This is a genomic window from Streptococcus sobrinus DSM 20742 = ATCC 33478 (genome assembly GCF_000686605.1).
GTDB classification, from domain to species: domain Bacteria; phylum Bacillota; class Bacilli; order Lactobacillales; family Streptococcaceae; genus Streptococcus; species Streptococcus sobrinus.
Genome location: NZ_JMLC01000001.1, coordinates 106548 through 123801 on the forward strand (window position 1 = coordinate 106548; position 17254 = coordinate 123801).

The 17254-nt window shown below is 43.5% G+C and carries 16 protein-coding genes; all 16 read left to right on the forward strand.

Features of this window, described 5'->3' with window-relative positions; genetic code table 11:
* Positions 1 to 11: 11 nt before the first annotated feature.
* Positions 12 to 704: a cell division ATP-binding protein FtsE gene (gene ftsE, locus BS63_RS0100530; protein ID WP_002963001.1), complete on the forward strand. Its 693-nt coding sequence runs from the start codon at positions 12 to 14 to the stop codon at positions 702 to 704.
* Positions 697 to 1611, forward strand: coding sequence for a permease-like cell division protein FtsX (gene ftsX / locus BS63_RS0100535; RefSeq protein WP_002963000.1), 915 nt, complete (start codon positions 697 to 699; stop codon positions 1609 to 1611). The genes ftsE and ftsX overlap by 8 nt, the downstream gene beginning before the upstream one ends.
* A 571-nt stretch (positions 1612 to 2182) precedes the next feature.
* Positions 2183 to 3478: a hypothetical protein gene (locus BS63_RS0100540; protein ID WP_002962998.1), complete on the forward strand. Its 1296-nt coding sequence runs from the start codon at positions 2183 to 2185 to the stop codon at positions 3476 to 3478.
* A 19-nt stretch (positions 3479 to 3497) separates the two neighbouring features.
* A complete protein-coding gene (locus tag BS63_RS0100545; protein ID WP_002962996.1) occupies positions 3498 to 5246 on the forward strand; it encodes a zinc ribbon domain-containing protein in 1749 nt (582 codons plus the stop codon).
* Between the two features lie 587 nt (positions 5247 to 5833).
* Complete coding sequence (locus tag BS63_RS0100555; protein WP_002962994.1) at positions 5834 to 7438, forward strand: Hsp70 family protein; 1605 nt, start codon at positions 5834 to 5836, stop codon at positions 7436 to 7438.
* Positions 7435 to 7971 carry a hypothetical protein gene (locus BS63_RS0100560; protein ID WP_002962991.1) on the forward strand — a complete coding sequence of 179 codons (537 nt, stop codon included), beginning with the start codon at positions 7435 to 7437 and terminating at the stop codon, positions 7969 to 7971. The genes BS63_RS0100555 and BS63_RS0100560 overlap by 4 nt, the downstream gene beginning before the upstream one ends.
* 8 nt (positions 7972 to 7979) lie before the next feature.
* Entirely contained in the window at positions 7980 to 8768 is a 789-nt protein-coding gene (locus BS63_RS0100565; RefSeq protein WP_002962989.1) for an ATP-binding cassette domain-containing protein, read from the forward strand.
* Between the two features lie 8 nt (positions 8769 to 8776).
* Positions 8777 to 9595: an ABC transporter permease gene (locus BS63_RS0100570; RefSeq protein ID WP_002962988.1), complete on the forward strand. Its 819-nt coding sequence runs from the start codon at positions 8777 to 8779 to the stop codon at positions 9593 to 9595.
* Position 9596: 1 nt separating this feature from the next.
* The gene (locus BS63_RS0100575; protein ID WP_002962987.1) at positions 9597 to 9827 is read left to right on the forward strand and encodes a hypothetical protein; all 231 of its coding nucleotides are present in this window, start codon (positions 9597 to 9599) and stop codon (positions 9825 to 9827) included.
* 12 nt (positions 9828 to 9839) lie between these two features.
* Positions 9840 to 11366 (forward strand): hypothetical protein, encoded by a 1527-nt coding sequence (locus tag BS63_RS0100580; protein ID WP_002962986.1) that lies wholly within the window; start codon positions 9840 to 9842, stop codon positions 11364 to 11366.
* 245 nt (positions 11367 to 11611) lie between these two features.
* Positions 11612 to 12604 carry an aspartate--ammonia ligase gene (asnA, locus tag BS63_RS0100585; RefSeq protein ID WP_028798371.1) on the forward strand — a complete coding sequence of 331 codons (993 nt, stop codon included), beginning with the start codon at positions 11612 to 11614 and terminating at the stop codon, positions 12602 to 12604.
* A gap of 466 nt (positions 12605 to 13070) precedes the next feature.
* On the forward strand, positions 13071 to 14150 hold the full coding sequence (locus BS63_RS0100590; RefSeq protein WP_002962595.1) for an MmcQ/YjbR family DNA-binding protein: 1080 nt from the start codon (positions 13071 to 13073) through the stop codon (positions 14148 to 14150).
* A 174-nt stretch (positions 14151 to 14324) separates the two neighbouring features.
* Positions 14325 to 14864 (forward strand): 16S rRNA (guanine(966)-N(2))-methyltransferase RsmD, encoded by a 540-nt coding sequence (rsmD, locus tag BS63_RS0100595; RefSeq protein ID WP_028798372.1) that lies wholly within the window; start codon positions 14325 to 14327, stop codon positions 14862 to 14864.
* Positions 14854 to 15345, forward strand: coding sequence for a pantetheine-phosphate adenylyltransferase (gene coaD / locus BS63_RS0100600; protein WP_002962602.1), 492 nt, complete (start codon positions 14854 to 14856; stop codon positions 15343 to 15345). Before rsmD ends, coaD begins: the two co-directional genes overlap by 11 nt.
* Complete coding sequence (locus BS63_RS0100605; RefSeq protein WP_002962604.1) at positions 15332 to 16420, forward strand: SepM family pheromone-processing serine protease; 1089 nt, start codon at positions 15332 to 15334, stop codon at positions 16418 to 16420. The genes coaD and BS63_RS0100605 overlap by 14 nt, the downstream gene beginning before the upstream one ends.
* Before the next feature lie 201 nt (positions 16421 to 16621).
* On the forward strand, positions 16622 to 17254 hold the full coding sequence (locus BS63_RS0100610; protein ID WP_002962606.1) for a YutD family protein: 633 nt from the start codon (positions 16622 to 16624) through the stop codon (positions 17252 to 17254).

The following is a 17254-nucleotide window of genomic DNA, read 5'->3' on the forward strand; positions in this document are numbered from 1 at the left end:
AAGGAAACTAAATGGCACTTATTGAACTAAATCGGGTCTCAAAGAAGTACTCCCATGGTTCGACTGCCCTGCGTGATATTACCCTAGATGTCAGGAATGGCGAATTCGTCTACATTGTCGGGCCGTCAGGGGCAGGGAAATCGACCCTTATTCGTATGCTCTACCGTGAAGAAGAAGCCAGCCGAGGCTCTATCAAGGTAGGACAGTTCCGTCTCAACAAGATTAAGAAACGGCAGATTCCCATTCTGCGTCGTTCAATCGGCGTTGTCTTCCAGGACTATAAATTGCTCAACCATAAGACGGTTTATGAGAATGTTGCTTTTGCCATGGAAGTTATTGGCGAAAGACCTCGTTATATTAAAAAACGAGTTAAGGAAGTCCTCAGTCTAGTTGGACTCAAGCATAAGGAACGCTCCTTCCCTAACCAATTATCTGGAGGGGAACAGCAGAGGGTCGCTATTGCTCGAGCCTTGGTCAACAATCCAAAAGTCTTGATTGCTGATGAACCAACAGGCAATCTGGACCCAGAGATTTCCGAAGAAATTATGCAGCTTCTGGAGCGCATCAACGAAAGCGGAACGACTGTTTTGATGGCGACCCACAACAGCAGCCTTGTTAATACCCACAAGCATCGGGTCCTAGCTATTGAGGATGGCCGTTTGGTCCGTGACGAAGAGGAAGGAGAGTACGGTTACGATGATTAGAAACTTTTTCCGTCACTTAAAAGAATCCTTTGTCAGCCTCAAACGCCAAGGCTGGATGACCTTTGCAGCGGTTTCGTCAGTCACGATTACCCTGACCTTGGTAGGGATTTTCGTCGCTGTGCTCCTTAATGTCAATAAATTAGGGGATGATTTGGAGCATAATCTGACCATCAATGTCTATTTGGAAACCAATTCCATTGACCCTTATGAGAATAAGTCAGATGGCAGTCACAACGACACCTACCACAATGTCTGGAATCAAATTCAAGAGGTTGATGGAGTCCAATCACTCAAATTCTCCAGCAAGAAGGACCAATTGGCCGATTTGCAAAAGCAATACGGTAATGCCTGGTCTTATGATGAAAGTTCCAACCCACTCTTTGATGCTTACATTGTCAAGGTCCAGTCTGCTAAGGAAATGAAGGCTATTACCAAAAAAATCAAATCTATTGATGGGGTTAATGATGCCAATTATGGCGGGGTTGATACCGACCGCCTGACTACCATCGTTGGTAAAATCCGGACCTGGGGTCTGGCAGGAACTGTGCTACTGATTCTGGTAGCGATCTTCCTGATTTCTAATACCATTCGGGTTACCATTATGTCTCGTAAGGATGATATTATTATCATGCGCTTAGTTGGGGCTAAAAATTCCTATATCAGAACCCCTTTCTTCTTTGAAGGGGCCTGGGTGGGTATCTTAGGAGCCATCCTGCCATCCTTGATTGTCTATTATCTCTACAATATGGCTTGGACCCGCATCAATCCTAACCTTGCTGCAGAAAATCTGGGCCTTTACCCAATTAATCCCTATCTTTACTACTTGATTGGAGGGCTCTTCATTGTCGGAATTGTCATTGGTTCCATCGGTTCCATGATTTCTATCCGCAGATATCTGAAGGCCTGATTGAGACAGTCTAATAAGAACTAAAGTTCTTATTAGAACTACGGCAGGCACTATTGGTGCCTTGCCTATCTCCCTCACTAACTTCAAAAGGGAAGCAACATCGGCTTCCCTTTTTGCGTGTCGTGATTGATAAAGTTGAACTGAGACATTAAAATGTCAGTTCAACTACGGTTCTTGCTAACTCTGAAAAGGCAGTAAAATCGACTGCCTTTTCTTTGTGTTATCATTGAAGAAGTTCTGGTTGGGACAAAGAATCGTTGATTTCAAAGTTTTAAGAGTTCCGATTAAATATGGATGTTTTCTCAGTACTCTAGTGCTATCTGATGCCTCGTCCAGTCCTTATTAGGCGCTTGTGCAGTTAGTAAAAAAGCTTGATATATCAAGTTTTCTATCTAAAATTGATATTGTTCTGTGGCCAAATTTATAGTACAATAGATGAGTATTCTAAAAGAAAGCTGAATAGAACCAATGTTTATTTGAACTACCCCTGTGATTGATGGCTGTTTCTGCCATTTTTCGTATTAGTTCAAAGAAGCTTGGGTCTTGGGCTTAAATTGATAAGGAGAATTACATGAACAAACAGGATTGGATTGAATATTTTGAGGCCATCAATGGTCGAACCCCTTCGGATGCAGAAATTGCTCAAGCGCTTGCGACGGGTGACTTTGCAGCTGACGATGTTGCGGACGCTCCGGAACCAGACCAAGCAGCTCCAGTTCAAGCTGCGCCTCAGGAACCTGCAGCTCAAGTAGCACCGGATCCTACACAGGCGCAAGCTGTAAATCCGCAAGTAGCTGGAGTTCAACAAGCGGCTGAGCAAGTCACATCAGGTGCGCAAGAAGTGGCTGGACAAGTTGCCGGTGCTCCAGAAGCCGCCCCTCAAGCAAATCAATTTGCTCAAGCTCAAGCAAATCCGCAATTTGCCCAAGCAGGTCAAACTGTTCAACCTCAGCAACAGGTTTACTACCAACAAGGTCCTGACGGACAGGTTCAAGCTGTTATGGCTCCGGCACCTAAGCAGCCCAATCCACAAGCAGAAGCTTTCAAAAAGGGCTTTACAGGTTATTTCTCTTGGTTTGGCAAGGCTTTTGTCAACCCGCAAGCTAAGGCAGAAGAAGGACATCCTATCTTTGGTTTGATAACTATTGGATTGGCTTCTTGGTTTGTAGCTTGGGGCTTGGTAAACTTTTTCCGTAGATTGTTGATGGCCTACTCGTTTCCATCTTACCGAAGTGGGACTTTTAAGGATACTTATCATCAGTCTGTTTCAAGTCACTTTGGTGTTTTGAAGACCTTCTTAATTCTTCTAATCTTCTTCGTTTTCTATACCGTTTTAACGGCAGTTCCGGTTTTTTTCAATAAGGATAAGGACAAGGGATTCTTTACCAAGGTCGGTCAATATTTCTCATATACACCAATTATTCTGGTGCTTAACTTACTGATCTTTGTTGTTACTTGGTTTATTCCTGGTAAAATCACAAAAAAGGCTGCCACTATTTTCTATGAATATGGTGTAGATAAAGACTTGCGACCTCTGAATGTTTTGACTCAACTTGGTCAAAAAGGTAATTACTCAAACGCCTTTGATTCAGTGCATATTGTTGCGGTAATTATGATGACCCTTTTCGTGATTGGTTTTGCCATGATTCTCTTATCGCTTGTTAAGAATCTTGACTTTAATCTTGGTAAAATCAATAGTTTCTACGTAACCTTGGCTGTTACCTTACTCTTTGCTCTACTTATGATTGGTCTTAACAAGACAGTTTCTGCAAGCTTCCGTTCGGGCTTTGACTCAATTCATGATGTCTTCCATAATGGAAATAGCAGTAACGACTATGACGATTATGACAGTGACTATGATGACTAAAAAATAGAATAGGAAAACTATGGCTACGAAAGAAAGATGGACAGAATTATTTGAAGATGTTGTCGGTCGTAAGCCTAGCCCGCAAGAATTCATGGCGGGGAAGGAAACTGACTTTTCACCTAAGGAGATTCGTCGCATTGCTGGTATTGAGAAGGATGGTGGGGCCGTTGCAAGTGCTCAAGAAGTCACTCAGGCTGGTGATGATGCAAAAGAAGAGTTTATCAATGATAATGTAGCTAATCAGGAGTTCTCTGCTAGCGGTTTAGGAAGTGATTTGACCCATCCCAAGGATTTGTCTGAGGATGATTTCGACCAGTCCAGACAGGATGCCTGGATTTCAGCTTTTGAAAAATACGTTGGCCGCCAGCCGCGGCCGGAAGAATTCTTAGTCGGTAAAGCAGCCAGTTTTGATTTGACCAGTGTTAATCAGTTCTTGAATTCAACTCCCAAGCCAGTTAAACCTCGGATGGCCCGTTGGAAAAAATTTGCCATTGCTTTTGCCAGCCTGCTGGCGATTGGCTTGATTAGTGCTATTATCTACGGTAGTCACTACTATTCAAGAGAAGTTGTTGCTGAACGCTATTTACAAGTAGCAGGTAAAGATTTCAATAAGCAACTGGAATACGAAGTTTGGTCCGATAATAAAAAGCCTATTTCCAATGCTGATTTGAAATATACTAATAAGTCTAAGGTCTTGTCAAACACCAATAAGTCTGATTTGATGAAAGATGGAAATATGGTTCAGGTTGGCCGAGAATACTTGGTCTTTCCTAAGTGGAAGGTAGCTGTCAAGCCAGCCAAGGCTGAAATTTCTACCAATACCAAGGATTTGAAGATTTCAATCAATGATGTTGACTTTAAGACCTCTGATAGTGATAAGTACAGCACGACCTTGGAACGTCTCTATCCTGGGACTTATGATTTCGTGGCTTCTGGTAAGGTTAATGGCCAAAGTCTCGAAGTCAGCTCAGAAAAGAAGTTTCCTCTAGATACATCAGCTTCTTCTAGCAGTTCTAAGGAGTCTCAGAAGGTCACACTCAATGTGAAGTACCTCAGTTTCACCCTAAATAGTAATTTGACGGATGGGGATGTCTATGTCGGTAGTAAGAAGATTGGCACCATGAAAAACGGCCAATACTCGGCTTCCAAGTTGGCGGTGACTGACAGTGCTTCGGTCTATGTTCAGAAGAAATTTAGCGATGGAACCAGTGTCAAATCAGAAACGACTTCCATTGAGGATATTAGTGATGGTGATAGTCTAAATTTGGACGCTGATGGTATCTTGGATCGCGATACGGCTGATGACTTGATTACAGCAGCCTACGGCAAGATGCAGACCTATGCGGTGGACAATACGACCCCAGATAATTTGACTGATGTTTTCCAGGGTGGGTCGGACAATGGCATGTATAAAGATCTTAAGGACATGATTGATACCAATACCATCAATGCTAAAAATCGTAAAGCTGATAGTGTCACCTTTAACGATGTTGATGTAACTAGTGTCACTCAAACCAGTGCCAAGTCTTATACAGTCAATTTTAACGTAGTTTGTGATTTCTACTATGCTTATGATTCCGATCATAAATCATCGGGTGATATCAAGGATAAGGTTTCATGGTCTGCTAAGGTTGATTATCAAGGCAGTAAGTCCAAGTCAAGCTCTAGCGATGATTATGATGATACCTATTCTAGCTATTCGGATTACATTATCACAGGAAAAAACGGTGAGTCGCAGAATATCAGTCGAGAGGATACCGTAAAATAAGGTGAGGTGGAATAGGACAGAAATTGCCGTAGCGAAGTCATCAACTTACCTCATTCCTTATTTTAAGGAAGATTGACGACAATCATTGAGGTGGCCTTCTCTATTTCTCTTACTTTACTTGGCTAGCCCAGCATTATCGCCTGGTCAGGCTTCGTGTCGCAAGAAAAAGTAGTCTATTTCCAGACTATTTTTTTCTACCTCCATACGGTTGATATTGATTTGGTTAAAAGTCTTGGAGACTGTTTAACCTATCCCTTGAAAGACAAGGACTTTCCCGTCGCTTTGCTGGCTGTCTTGCATTAAAAGTTAACACAAGATGAAGATAAAACTATTGCTCTTATAGTTTTGTCGTAGTAAATGAGCTGGCTAGAGAAACACCATGGTGTTTGCCGTTAGTCATCGGCTACTTTTAGCAGCTAGGTGACTTCTACAGCACCATTGCCTACGGCGTTAAAAGAAATTAAACCGATAAAAGATGAGCCTGGGGACTATTGTCCCAGACTCATTTTTCGTGTTATAATGAGATTACGAAATTTTTTAGTTAGTCTAAATTTATCTGAAATAGGCTAGTAGGAAAGAGGAAGTCAGTGAAGTATGCTTTAGGAATTGATCTTGGAACTACAAATTCGGTAATGGCTATTGTAAAAAATTCAGACCAAAAGCCGGAAATTATTCCTATGGGGGCTAATGATCAGTCCCTTTTACAATCGGCCCTGTATTTTTCAGATATCAATGGGAAATCTCGAGTCTTTTTTGGGTCATCAGCGGTTAATCGCGGTCTTAATTCAGGGATTATTGACTATTTTAAACAGGATTTTAAGCGGGATATTGCCCGTGATGTTGAAAGTGAAGCTCCTAATCATGTCAGGGTTAATTCCATCATCCTGTCAGCCTTGATTCTTAACGAATTTAAGAAGCGAGCAGATATTGTTTCTATGGAATTGGGGGTGTCCCCTATTCATGATGCCGTCATTACAGTTCCTGCTTACTTTACTTCTGAGCAAAGACGTGCTACCAAGAACGCCGGTCGCTTAGCTGGTCTCAATATTTTACGGATTATTAATGAACCAACCGCTGCTGCAATTTCCTACGCTCATGAGAAGGGCATTAGTGGCAAGGTTCTGGTCTATGATTTGGGAGGCGGAACTTTCGATGTCACTGTCATGGACGTTGATAATCACCACTATAATATATTGGCAACGGATGGGAACCACCGCCTCGGTGGCATTGATTTTGATAAACGATTGGTCAAATTTATTGAGTCTAAACTTGAGGAACAAGGGCTTAATATGACCATGCTGTCTGCCAAGGAAAAATTGCAATTACGTTATCAGGCGGAAAAAATTAAAATTGCTCTCTCGGTTGATGAAGTCGCCTTTTATGAAACCTATACAGATCAAGGTGCCTTCGGCGTGGAAATCACTCGTGAGGAATTCCGCCAACAGATTGCTGACCTGCTCAAAGATACCATGATTAAGGTTCAATCAACTATGTCGGCAGCCAAAATTAGTTGGGACGAATTGGATCATATTCTTTTAGTCGGTGGTTCGACTAGAATGCCTCTTGTTCGAGAAGCGATTGAAGCAATGTCTGGACAACACCCTACCTATAGCATTAATCCAGATACTATTGTTGCCGAAGGTGCTAGCATTATTGCTAATCTTATTGCCAATGATGCCGTAAGCTTTGAAGAAGAACAGGACGGCCAATCGACAGCGACCCAGTCGGGTAAGGTGGTGATTAGAGATATTACTTCCCAGGGGCTGGGTATGCTCTTGAAGAAATCTCCTCAAAAAGAGTATCCTTTTGTTGGTGATTTCTTTAATAAGGTAGTCGTTGCTCGAAATACGCCAATTCCTACTCTTAAGAACTATGATATTTATGCGGTTGCCGATGGTCAGGACACCTTTCGAGTGCGTATTACCGAAGGAAATTACGAAAATCCCCTTAGTGTTAAGCCTATTTTAGAAATTCGGGAACAGCTGGCTGTTCCTCGTCGCAAGGATGAAAAAATTGCTCAAATCCGCTTTGCCTTTGATACAGAGCAGATGGTTCATATCGGTGTCTTTGACGGTTTAACTGGTCAAATGATTAATCGTTACCGAATAAATACTGAAGTTGATAGCGAAAGCTATTTTGTCGAAGATGACCTGTCCGACCTGAAGGTAGTTTATGATAAATTTGTCCAATGATTGATTTTTATCGAGGAATTGATAGGGAAACTGGTTTGTCCATCCCTTATTTAGCAGAATTAACTCGGAAGGTTAGTCCGAGACGGTCTGCGAACGCTAATTACCGCTCAGTTGAGCAGTTGGTTGAGGAACTAGGGAGTCGTGAGGCTCTAAACCGTTCTCGACCGGATGATGCACAATTACTGGAAGCCTTAGAAAAGGCCAAAAGATGCTTTTTAAATGAGGATAGTAAGAATAATTATGACCAACGGCTTGCTCAGGTCATAGCTAAGGCAGAACGAGCCAAACTAGCCGGTCAGGAAAAAACACGGCAGGCAGAGGTCCAGTTTCCTTCCCTTGATGATTGGGACTGGGAGGAAGAAGAGGAGCCGGTCGAGAATTCAGCATCCAGTAAGATTTGGCTCAGCTGGCTTTTGACAGCAGTATTGGGCTGGCTTTTAGCTCTTACTTTCCTTTATTTCCAATGGCCCTTGACCGTCCTTGCTATTTTACTTGCGATTATTGTCTGCTTGCGTCTTTTGTTAGATGATTGAGGAATGTTATGAATCAGCAACACCAAATTACCTTCAAACATATTTGTTTTAAATACAAGGGAAATCAAGACCTACTTTTTCATGACTTGGATGTTAACCTGAAAACGGGCGAACTTGTCGGTATTCTGGGTTCTTCTGGAAGTGGTAAGACAACTTTGACAGAAATTCTTTTGGAACAGCTCAAGCCGACCTGTCAGGAATTCCAGATTCTGGAAGACGGTCGTTCGCAAAAGCCAGGAAAAAATTACTGGAGTTATGTTCCCCAGCAGAATCTTTTGCGGGATTACCTCAAGGTAAAAGAGATTTTCAAGGTATATGCCGATGGTAATTTGAAAAACCATCCCAAGGCTGAGCGCAAATCGCTTCCGCTAGAAATTGCTAGGGATCTGGGATTGAGTGAGTTTTGGAATAAGAAAATTTCCGAATTAAGTGGGGGACAAAAAAGGCGGGTCAGTATCGGTATTGAATTGCTGAGTGATTCCCCTTATTTTGTTTTGGATGAACCTTCCAGCGGATTGGATGCTCTCAGTGACCGCAACCTTTTGCGGACCTTGAAAATCCTTGCTCAGACAGCCAACAAGGCCATTGTAGTCATCACCCACAATACTGAAAATTTAGCAATCTTTGATAAATTGATTTTTTTGTCTAAGGGCCTACCAAAATTTGTTGGGACCTTTAAAGATTTGCTGAAAGAATTTCAAACGACCGATGAATACGAAATCAGTAAGTACTTGGACTTGAGCTTGGCAGAAGTTTATCAGGAAGTACAGACTTCAGGTCGGATTTACAGGATTTAGGAGGTCTCATGGCAGCAGCTTTACGTTTAAGTTGGTATAAATGTCGCCACTCCCTCAAGGACTTTGCTAAGGTCCTAGTGGGGATACTCATTTTTGAAGTTCTGATTCTCTATATTGAAAAGAAGGGCTTTATGTCTGTTTTTGAAACCACTCGGATGGCCCTCTTTTTGTTGATTTTCTCCTCAAGCCTGCTGGTGCTTGTTCAGAATTCCATTTATATCAGTAAGGAAAGAGCTATTTTGGAGCGGGATTTCTTTTCCATTCTCAACCGAACAGATTATGCCCTAGCTAGTCTCCTCTTTAATGCGGGTTATGCCCTTGTAGAATCCCTAGTCTTCACGCTTGGTTACCAGGGACTCAGCCAATGGTTTGCTAAGGATTTACCCAGCAAGGGGCTGGTCTTCCATAGCTTCACTATTGAAGTCATCCTGGTCAGTTTCTTACTCTTCTTAGCTTCTCACTATATGGCTTTATTAATTTCGGCCCTGGTCGGTGAGAGTGAAATTAGCTCAGTCATCTTGGCGGTCATTGTGGGTATTGCCCAATTTTCTTTATCTGGGACCATCCTCCAGTTACCCAAGTCCATCGAGAAGGTTCAAGATTTCATCTTTTTGGGTTATGGTCACAAGGTCTTCGGTGCTACTAATAATTTACGGGATATTCCGGGAATGATGGCCAAATATCATGTCCCCATTGAGCAAACGGCTCTCAAGCATTTCCAACTCAGTCGTGGAGATATGGTGGGGGATTTCTTTATCCTCTTTGCCCACGCCCTTGTCTATGGTCTCCTCTTCTGCCTAGTCTTGCGTTTTAAGAAGGAGAAGTGATATGACAAAACAAGAATGGCTGGTAGAGTTTCAGGTCATACATGGCCGGCGACCGACAGAGCTTGAAGAAGCTGCGGCAGCAATTGACGGTTACAAATCGACTGGCCTGTCTAAATCTGGAAAATCAGCAAAATTCAGGTTCCCGAAATTGGATGGTCAGTTTTTCTTTAAAACATTTATTTTGCTTATCTTAGCTGTCTTTGGTTATGTGGTCGGCTTCTTATTTGCTTAGGGAGGATTGGAAATGCAAAAGCAAAAGAAATTTATTGCCCTTGCTATTGTTGTTTTCCTAGCTTTTTTAGCCCTGGGGAAATATAAGCAGTCAACTGTCCTAGCTAGTGCGGATGTCCTTTATACAACAGAGGTTCGAGATAAAAAAACGGGTCAGACCATTAAGTTTGAAATCCAGCAAACGAAGAAGCACCATTATCGTGTCAAAAATACCAAGTCCGGTCAGATTTATGAGACCAAAGCCAAAAAAGAGGAAGGCAACTATCTGCTTATCAGCCTGCCTAAGCGCCAGGGGGACATTGTCATCCGACAAGGTCTCAATCCTTTCCGTCAGCCAACGGTTCAAATGGAAAACTCGGACAGGTATGAACAGATTGAAGGCTCCTCAACGGTTAGCCCTGCCAAGCCGGCCGAAGATGGAACTACCGTTTCGCAGGACGACATAAGGAAACAAATCGTTTCCCTGAGCAAGGATCAGGAAGACAAGGTCGTCAGCGACTTTGGCGACTGGCTTTACCAGAGCGACTACGGCAAGGATGCCGTCGTGACGCGGGGGAAAATTTTTGACAACCTAGGAGCATCTGCGACAGATGCAGTTTTTTGGAAGATTAAAACTTCAGATGATACAGAGATTTTGACACGATTGATTGGCTATTCCGGAGGTGACTTGAAAGATTTGGATCGTCCGGCTTACGTTGATGGCAAACAAGGCAACGGCCAAGACCTCATCAATTACAAGAATAAGTTCAAGGTTACCATGTTGGGTAATGACTTATCAAGTGATGCTGCCGAAGACTTCCAGTCAACAGCCAGTTTCAGGCTCTACACTCTCAAGGATAAGAAACATAAATATTACGCCAAGTCCGAAGATGAAGAATCTCAGCTTCTAGGGAGTATGAATATCCCCTTGGAACACCAAAGCATGGCTGAAAATATTGGCTATGATTACTTCTATAAGAATTTTGTCGACCAATCTAAGGCTAGCTACCAAATCGTTCTAGCCACTGATGGTAAGGTCTATTACGTCAAGGACTACTGGTTTAAGCCATCCAAGTCTCTGGCCGACTATGTCTACGAAGAAGCACCAGACGATATGCAGAAGGCCTATTCTGATGCCATCAGCAAGTATGCTTCCAATACTGATAATGAGAATACTATCGAGTCGTCGGATGATGGAGTTGTGCCTGCTAATTTAGTTGGAACATGGTCTGGGAAAGCCCAGGATGTGAAACAGACCATGACTTACACTAAAGATGGTAAAGTTACAAAAAAAGTTGATGGTAAAACAACAACGACAACCCTAACAAAGGTGGAGAAAGTTTCAACTGGTCTCTATCGTTTTGCCGCCGGTGCTGAACTTGCCAGCACTATCCCTTCCTTTGGTATTGGAGGAGCAGGCTTTGATATGGAACTAGGGGTTCGATTCAATGATGACGGTTCTATTACCTATATTGAATGGACCGGTCCTTATAATTCCGACTTTGACCCTGAAACTTACAAATTAACTGAGTTGGGCACTTTCACCAAAGGAAACAATTAGCTATTTTTTAATCTTTAGCCAGTCCCTGCGGCTGGCTTTTTTACAGAGTTTTGATAGGAAAGTTTGTCTGTAAATTGCTATTTTTTTACCAAATTTTGAACCGAATTTTCGGAAATTGTTGATTTTTTTCCTTTTAGTCCTTATTTTTTATGGAAATCCTAAACTTTTATGCCTCAAGCTATTTATTTTTTGCCAGAATGGGAGTATAATAGTTTCATATTTAATTTTAAAAGGAGGAAAAGCCTATGAAGAAGAGCTTTATTCACCAGCAGCAGGAGATTTCTTTTGTTAAGAATACCTTCACCCAATATCTGATTGATAAGCTTGATATCGTTGAAGTGCAAGGCCCTATTTTGAGCAAGGTCGGGGATGGTATGCAAGATAATTTGAGTGGGATTGAAAATCCTGTGCGTGTGAATGTCCTCCAAATTCCTGATGAAACCTATGAGGTTGTTCATTCTTTGGCCAAATGGAAACGCCATACCTTGGCACGTTTTGGTTTCAATGAGGGCGAAGGTCTCTTTGTCCACATGAAGGCTCTGCGTCCTGATGAAGATTCTCTGGATCAGATTCACTCGGTATATGTTGACCAGTGGGACTGGGAAAAGGTCATTCCAGATGGCAAGCGGGACTTGGCCTATCTCAAGGAAACGGTTGAGAAGGTCTATAAGGCTATCCGTCTGACCGAGCTGGCTGTCGAAGCTCGCTTTGATATTGATGTAGTCCTACCTAAAAAGATTACCTTTATCCACACCGAAGACTTGGTTGAACAATACCCTGATTTAACACCTAAGGAACGTGAAGATGCTGTTGCCAAGGAATTCGGGGCTGTCTTCTTGATTGGTATCGGTGGTATCTTGCCGGATGGCAAACCTCACGATGGTCGGGCACCTGACTACGACGACTGGACCAGTGAGTCTGAAGACGGTTATCACGGTCTCAACGGCGACATTATCGTTTGGAATGAAAGCTTGGGTCATGCCTTTGAACTCTCCTCTATGGGGATTCGGGTTGATGAAGATGCCCTCAAGCGTCAGGTCGAAATTACTGGCGACCAAGACCGTCTCAATTTGGAGTGGCACAAGTCCCTCCTCAACGGTCTCTTCCCGCTGACTATCGGTGGCGGTATCGGTCAATCACGGATGGCCATGTTCCTCTTGCGCAAGAAGCACATTGGCGAAGTCCAATCCAGTGTTTGGCCAGACCAAGTCAGAAAAGACTATGATAACATTCTATAAAGCAATGCGAGTGGGCTCAAAATTCCCACTTGTTTTTTTGTCCAAACAAGGCTGAGGAGAAATAAGAACCACGGATTTTATAATAATCCTTTTCATTTTAATACTCTTTAAAGTTTAAAACCTGCTATTTTTTGCTCCATCATGGACACAATTCGCTAAAAAGCCGAGTACTTTAATTGGATGACAGAATGATAAAGTGATACTTTCGCCAAAGTGGTATTATTAGCGACAACTACAGTTTTAGCTAATAACGGGAATTTTCGAGACAATGGCTCGAAAATTAGCAATGAAACTTCGTGAGAAGTTTGCTTGCGTCCGCACATTTTAAGAAAGTATCAAAAATAAAAAATTTTGATGTTAAATGAGTATAAGCTGGTCTTCATTTTTCGTCACGACTGGGTGGCTGAAATCTGCCCAGGCTTTTTGTTATAATAAGAGAAAGTTGAAAATTGATAGGGGCGATAGAATGACCTTTGAAAGTCAATATTTTAAACGCAAAAGTCCGAATCCTCAGAAATTATTGGACTTTGGTTTCAAAAAGGATGAGACCAACTACCGCTATAGCCAAACCATTATGGCGGGGAACTTTGAGGCTCAGATTCTGGTGAGCCAGCAGGGCCAGGTAAGTGGACGGCTCATGGACACCGACCTTGATGAGGAATACACCGCCATCCATGTGGGCAGTCAAATCGGTTCCTATCTGGGCCAAGTTCGAGAGACCTACGGCGATCTTCTGCAAGAAATTGCAGCCAACTGTTTCGAAGACACACCCTTTGACCAAGCTCAGACCAATCGGCTAGTTCAGCATCTCAAGGAAAAGTTTGCGGATGACTTCGATCATCCCTTTGCCAAGTATCCCCAATATGCTTCTTTTCGCCATCCTGCCAACAATAAATGGTATGCCCTGGTCTTCCCGCTTAAGTTAGATAAATTAGATAGCCAGGCCAAGCCTTTGACAGAATCTGATTTGCAACGAGAGACAGAGGTTATCAATATCAAGATTGACAAGAAAGACTTAGATGACCTCCTGAAAAAGCCCGGCATTTATCCCAGCTACCATATGAACAAGCAGTCTTGGATTTCCTTGCTTATGGACGACAGTCTGCCGGATAAGGAGGTCTTTGACCTAGTAGAGACCAGTCGGGATCTGGTTGGCCCCAAGTCCTTTAGGGCAGAGTCGGGACCAGATTATTGGCTGATTCCAGCCAATCCTAAATACTATGATATTGATGCTGAGTTTGCAACTACAGATACTGTTTACTGGACTCAGAAAGCTCAAATTAAAAAAGGCGACTGGGTCTGTATCTATATGACCAGCCCTATTCAGGCGGTTCGCTATGCCTGCCAGGTGCTTGAAAGTCAGATTCCAAATGAGGTTTATCAAGACCGACCAGATGTTAAGGAGATTATGACGCTCAAGCGGGTTAAGACTTTTGCCGACCAAGATTTTCCCTTAGCAACCCTCAAGGAGGCTGGTGTCAAGGCCGTTCGTGGCCCCAGACGCATGACAAAGGCTTTGATTGACAAGCTTAAAAAAGCTCTTTAAGCTAAGGGAAAGTGGAGAATAGGTATAGGTGCTAATCTAAGCAGCCATCTTTGTCGGTGTGAGAAGATGGCAGAGGGATTAGGCCTAAATAACCAGTCCCAATAACTTCTAGGCTGTCTGCTTTTCGACCTTTTAATTCTTTATTGATTGGGAAATTTTGCTATAATAGCTTTTATGAGAATTATTGCAGGTAACTTTGGTGGCCGTCCGCTTAAGACCTTGGAGGGCAAGACCACTCGGCCAACCTCGGACAAGGTTAGAGGGGCCATCTACAGCATGATTGGCCCTTTTTTTGCTGGAGGGCGTGTTTTGGACCTCTATGCTGGTAGTGGCGGTCTTTCTATTGAGGCCATTTCCCGAGGTATGGATCAGGCCGTCCTAGTGGAAAGGGACCGACGGGCCCAGGCAGTTATTGAGGCTAATATTGCAATGACCAAGGCTCAAGACCAGTTCCGGTTGATTAAACGAGATGACAAGCAGGTTCTGCCGACCTTGACTGGTCAGTTTGACCTAGTTTTGTTGGATCCGCCCTATGCTAAGGAAGAAATTGTCAAGACTATTGGAAAACTGCAGGAGCACGATTTGCTGTCCCCAGAGGTCATGATTGTCTGTGAAACGGATAAGTCGGTTGACCTGCCGGAGACTCTGGGTGATTTGCGACTATGGAAACAAAAAGTGTATGGAATTAGTAAGGTGACGGTTTATGTCAAATAAAATCGGCTTATTTGCAGGCTCTTTTGACCCTGTGACCAAGGGCCACCTAGATCTTATCAAACGGGCTAGCCAACTTCTTGATCAGCTCTATGTTGGTATTTTTTATAATCAAAATAAGGCGGGCTTTCTCCCCCTAGCTAGGCGTCAGGCCCTGCTGGAAGCGGTAGTCAAAGGCCTTCCCAATGTTTCGGTCATTACCTCCCATGACCAATTGGCGGTTGATGTGGCCAAAGACGTGGGGGCTAGTGTCCTGGTTCGCGGTCTTCGTAATGGTCAGGATTTGACCTATGAGGCTAGCATGGACCACTTCAATCACGACCTGGCACCAGAACTGGAGACCATCTACCTCCTAGCTAAGCCAGGTTTGTCTTATGTTTCCTCGTCAAGAGTGCGTGAATTGACGCATTTTGGTGCAGACATCCGGCCCTATGTTCCAGAACCTGTGGCCTTAGAATTGGAGAAAAAACATGACAACAAGTAAGTCAAGCCAGGCCGCCTCTAAAAAGGGAGTTTGGGGCTTTATCAAACGGATTAAATGGTGGCTTCTGGGAGGTTTTGCCCTTCTGGCTCTGCTCTTTTGCTTTCTCGTTCCTCTGCCCTATTATGTTGAGGCTCCTGGCGGCGCCTATGATATCGATCAGGTCATGACCGTAAATGGCAAGACTAATAAGGACAAGGGTTCCTACAATTTTGTGGCAGTCGAAGTTCGCCCAGGAACAGTCTTTAATCTGGCCTATTCCTGGCTCAATCCTGATACCACCCAGATTGTTTCCAAAAAAGAACTAACCGGTGGCACCAGCACCAAGGACTATGAGCTGATTAATCAGTACTACATGGAAAATTCCCAAAATACGGCTATTTATCAGGCCCTCAAGCTGGCTGGTAAGGATGCCAAGTTGGATTACAAGGGGGTCTATGTGCTTCAGGTCGCTGATAATTCAAGCTTCAAGGGGACTCTCAATATTGCGGATACGGTGACGGGAATTAATGGCAAGAGCTTCAAGTCTTCCAAGGACCTGGTCAAATATGTCACAGGCCTCAAGTTGGACTCTCAGGTGACCGTCCAATACACCAGCCAAGGTAAGAAAAAATCAGCTGATGGCAAGGTGGTCAAGCTCAAGAATGGCAAGAATGGTATCGGCATTACTCTGACCGACCATACCGAAGTCAGCTCAAACGATAAGGTGAAATTCTCCACCCAAGGCGTTGGCGGACCTAGTGCAGGACTTATGTTTACCCTGTCCATCTACGACCAGCTCAACAAAGATGACCTCCTCAAGGGACGGATGATTGCCGGAACAGGAACCATAGAGCCGGATGGTTCGGTTGGTGACATCGGCGGAGTTTCGCAGAAGGTCGTTTCCGCTGATAAGTCAGGTGCCGAAATTTTCTTTGTTCCTGACAATCCCGTTGCCAAGGCAGACAAGAAGTACTACCCCAAGGGGAACAACTACCAAGAAGCCAAAAAAATGGCCAAGAAGCTGGGCAGCAAGATGAAAATCGTTCCCGTCAAGACGGCTCAAGATGCTATCGACTACCTAGAAAAAACCAAATAAGACCAAGCAACTGTTCAAAGTAGCAGTTGTTTTTTTCTGTCCTAAAGTGTCACAATCTAGCTGAGTCAGGCTTAGCGGTAAAATCTCAAATCAGGCTGAGGACTTCCAAAAAGTCATAATCATCAGCTTACAAACCGCCCAAAATAGTGTATAATATAAAGGTTCTAAACTAGATTACAATCATTATTAAGAGAGGACCCCATGAGAAAAGATATTACCCCTGATATGCTCAATTACAACAAATTTCCGGGGCCCAAATTCGTTCATTTTGACAACCAGGTCCGCTCGGAAGGTATCGAGTTGGAGCTGGTTGATAATGACAAGGAAGGCTTCAAGCTGGAGAATTTTCAGCAGCGCTTTTCCGATATTCTCCTCAAATATGACTATATCCTTGGGGATTGGTCCAGCGATGAATTACGCCTGCGGGGTTTCTACAAGGACGAGCGGGTCGTGAAGAATGACAGCAAAATCGGTCGCTTGGATGACTATCTCAAGGAGTACTGCAATTTTGGCTGTGCCTATTTTCTCCTAGAAAATCCCGAACCAAAAGAGCCTCAGCGAGAAGAAGAGGAGCAACCTCGTCGTAAGCGGGACAACCGTAAACGTCGCTCACGCCAGAAATCCAATCGAGATAGGCAAGATCTTAGGGTTCACTGGCAAGAGGACAGGGGCTATAAGAGATCCAAGCAGGATAAGCAGGACTTCAAGGTGCGCGAGCAAGACAGGTCCTACAAAAAATCTGAGCAAAAGCGTCGTCAATCAAGGTCAGATAACAAAGGGCGTGACGATAAGAATCAAAACCAGCACTTCACCATAAGAAAGAAGGGGAACTAA

Bases quoted from the DNA above. Each gene is read 5' to 3' on its own strand.
- ftsE (WP_002963001.1), top strand. From the start codon at position 12: ATGGCACTTATTGAACTAAATCGGGTCTCAAAGAAGTACTCCCATGGT.
- ftsX (WP_002963000.1), top strand. From the start codon at position 697: ATGATTAGAAACTTTTTCCGTCACTTAAAAGAATCCTTTGTCAGCCTC.
- BS63_RS0100540 (WP_002962998.1), top strand. From the start codon at position 2,183: ATGAACAAACAGGATTGGATTGAATATTTTGAGGCCATCAATGGTCGA.
- BS63_RS0100545 (WP_002962996.1), top strand. From the start codon at position 3,498: ATGGCTACGAAAGAAAGATGGACAGAATTATTTGAAGATGTTGTCGGT.
- BS63_RS0100560 (WP_002962991.1), top strand. From the start codon at position 7,435: ATGATTGATTTTTATCGAGGAATTGATAGGGAAACTGGTTTGTCCATC.
- BS63_RS0100565 (WP_002962989.1), top strand. From the start codon at position 7,980: ATGAATCAGCAACACCAAATTACCTTCAAACATATTTGTTTTAAATAC.
- BS63_RS0100570 (WP_002962988.1), top strand. From the start codon at position 8,777: ATGGCAGCAGCTTTACGTTTAAGTTGGTATAAATGTCGCCACTCCCTC.
- BS63_RS0100575 (WP_002962987.1), top strand. From the start codon at position 9,597: ATGACAAAACAAGAATGGCTGGTAGAGTTTCAGGTCATACATGGCCGG.
- BS63_RS0100580 (WP_002962986.1), top strand. From the start codon at position 9,840: ATGCAAAAGCAAAAGAAATTTATTGCCCTTGCTATTGTTGTTTTCCTA.
- asnA (WP_028798371.1), top strand. From the start codon at position 11,612: ATGAAGAAGAGCTTTATTCACCAGCAGCAGGAGATTTCTTTTGTTAAG.
- BS63_RS0100590 (WP_002962595.1), top strand. From the start codon at position 13,071: ATGACCTTTGAAAGTCAATATTTTAAACGCAAAAGTCCGAATCCTCAG.
- rsmD (WP_028798372.1), top strand. From the start codon at position 14,325: ATGAGAATTATTGCAGGTAACTTTGGTGGCCGTCCGCTTAAGACCTTG.
- coaD (WP_002962602.1), top strand. From the start codon at position 14,854: ATGTCAAATAAAATCGGCTTATTTGCAGGCTCTTTTGACCCTGTGACC.
- BS63_RS0100605 (WP_002962604.1), top strand. From the start codon at position 15,332: ATGACAACAAGTAAGTCAAGCCAGGCCGCCTCTAAAAAGGGAGTTTGG.
- BS63_RS0100610 (WP_002962606.1), top strand. From the start codon at position 16,622: ATGAGAAAAGATATTACCCCTGATATGCTCAATTACAACAAATTTCCG.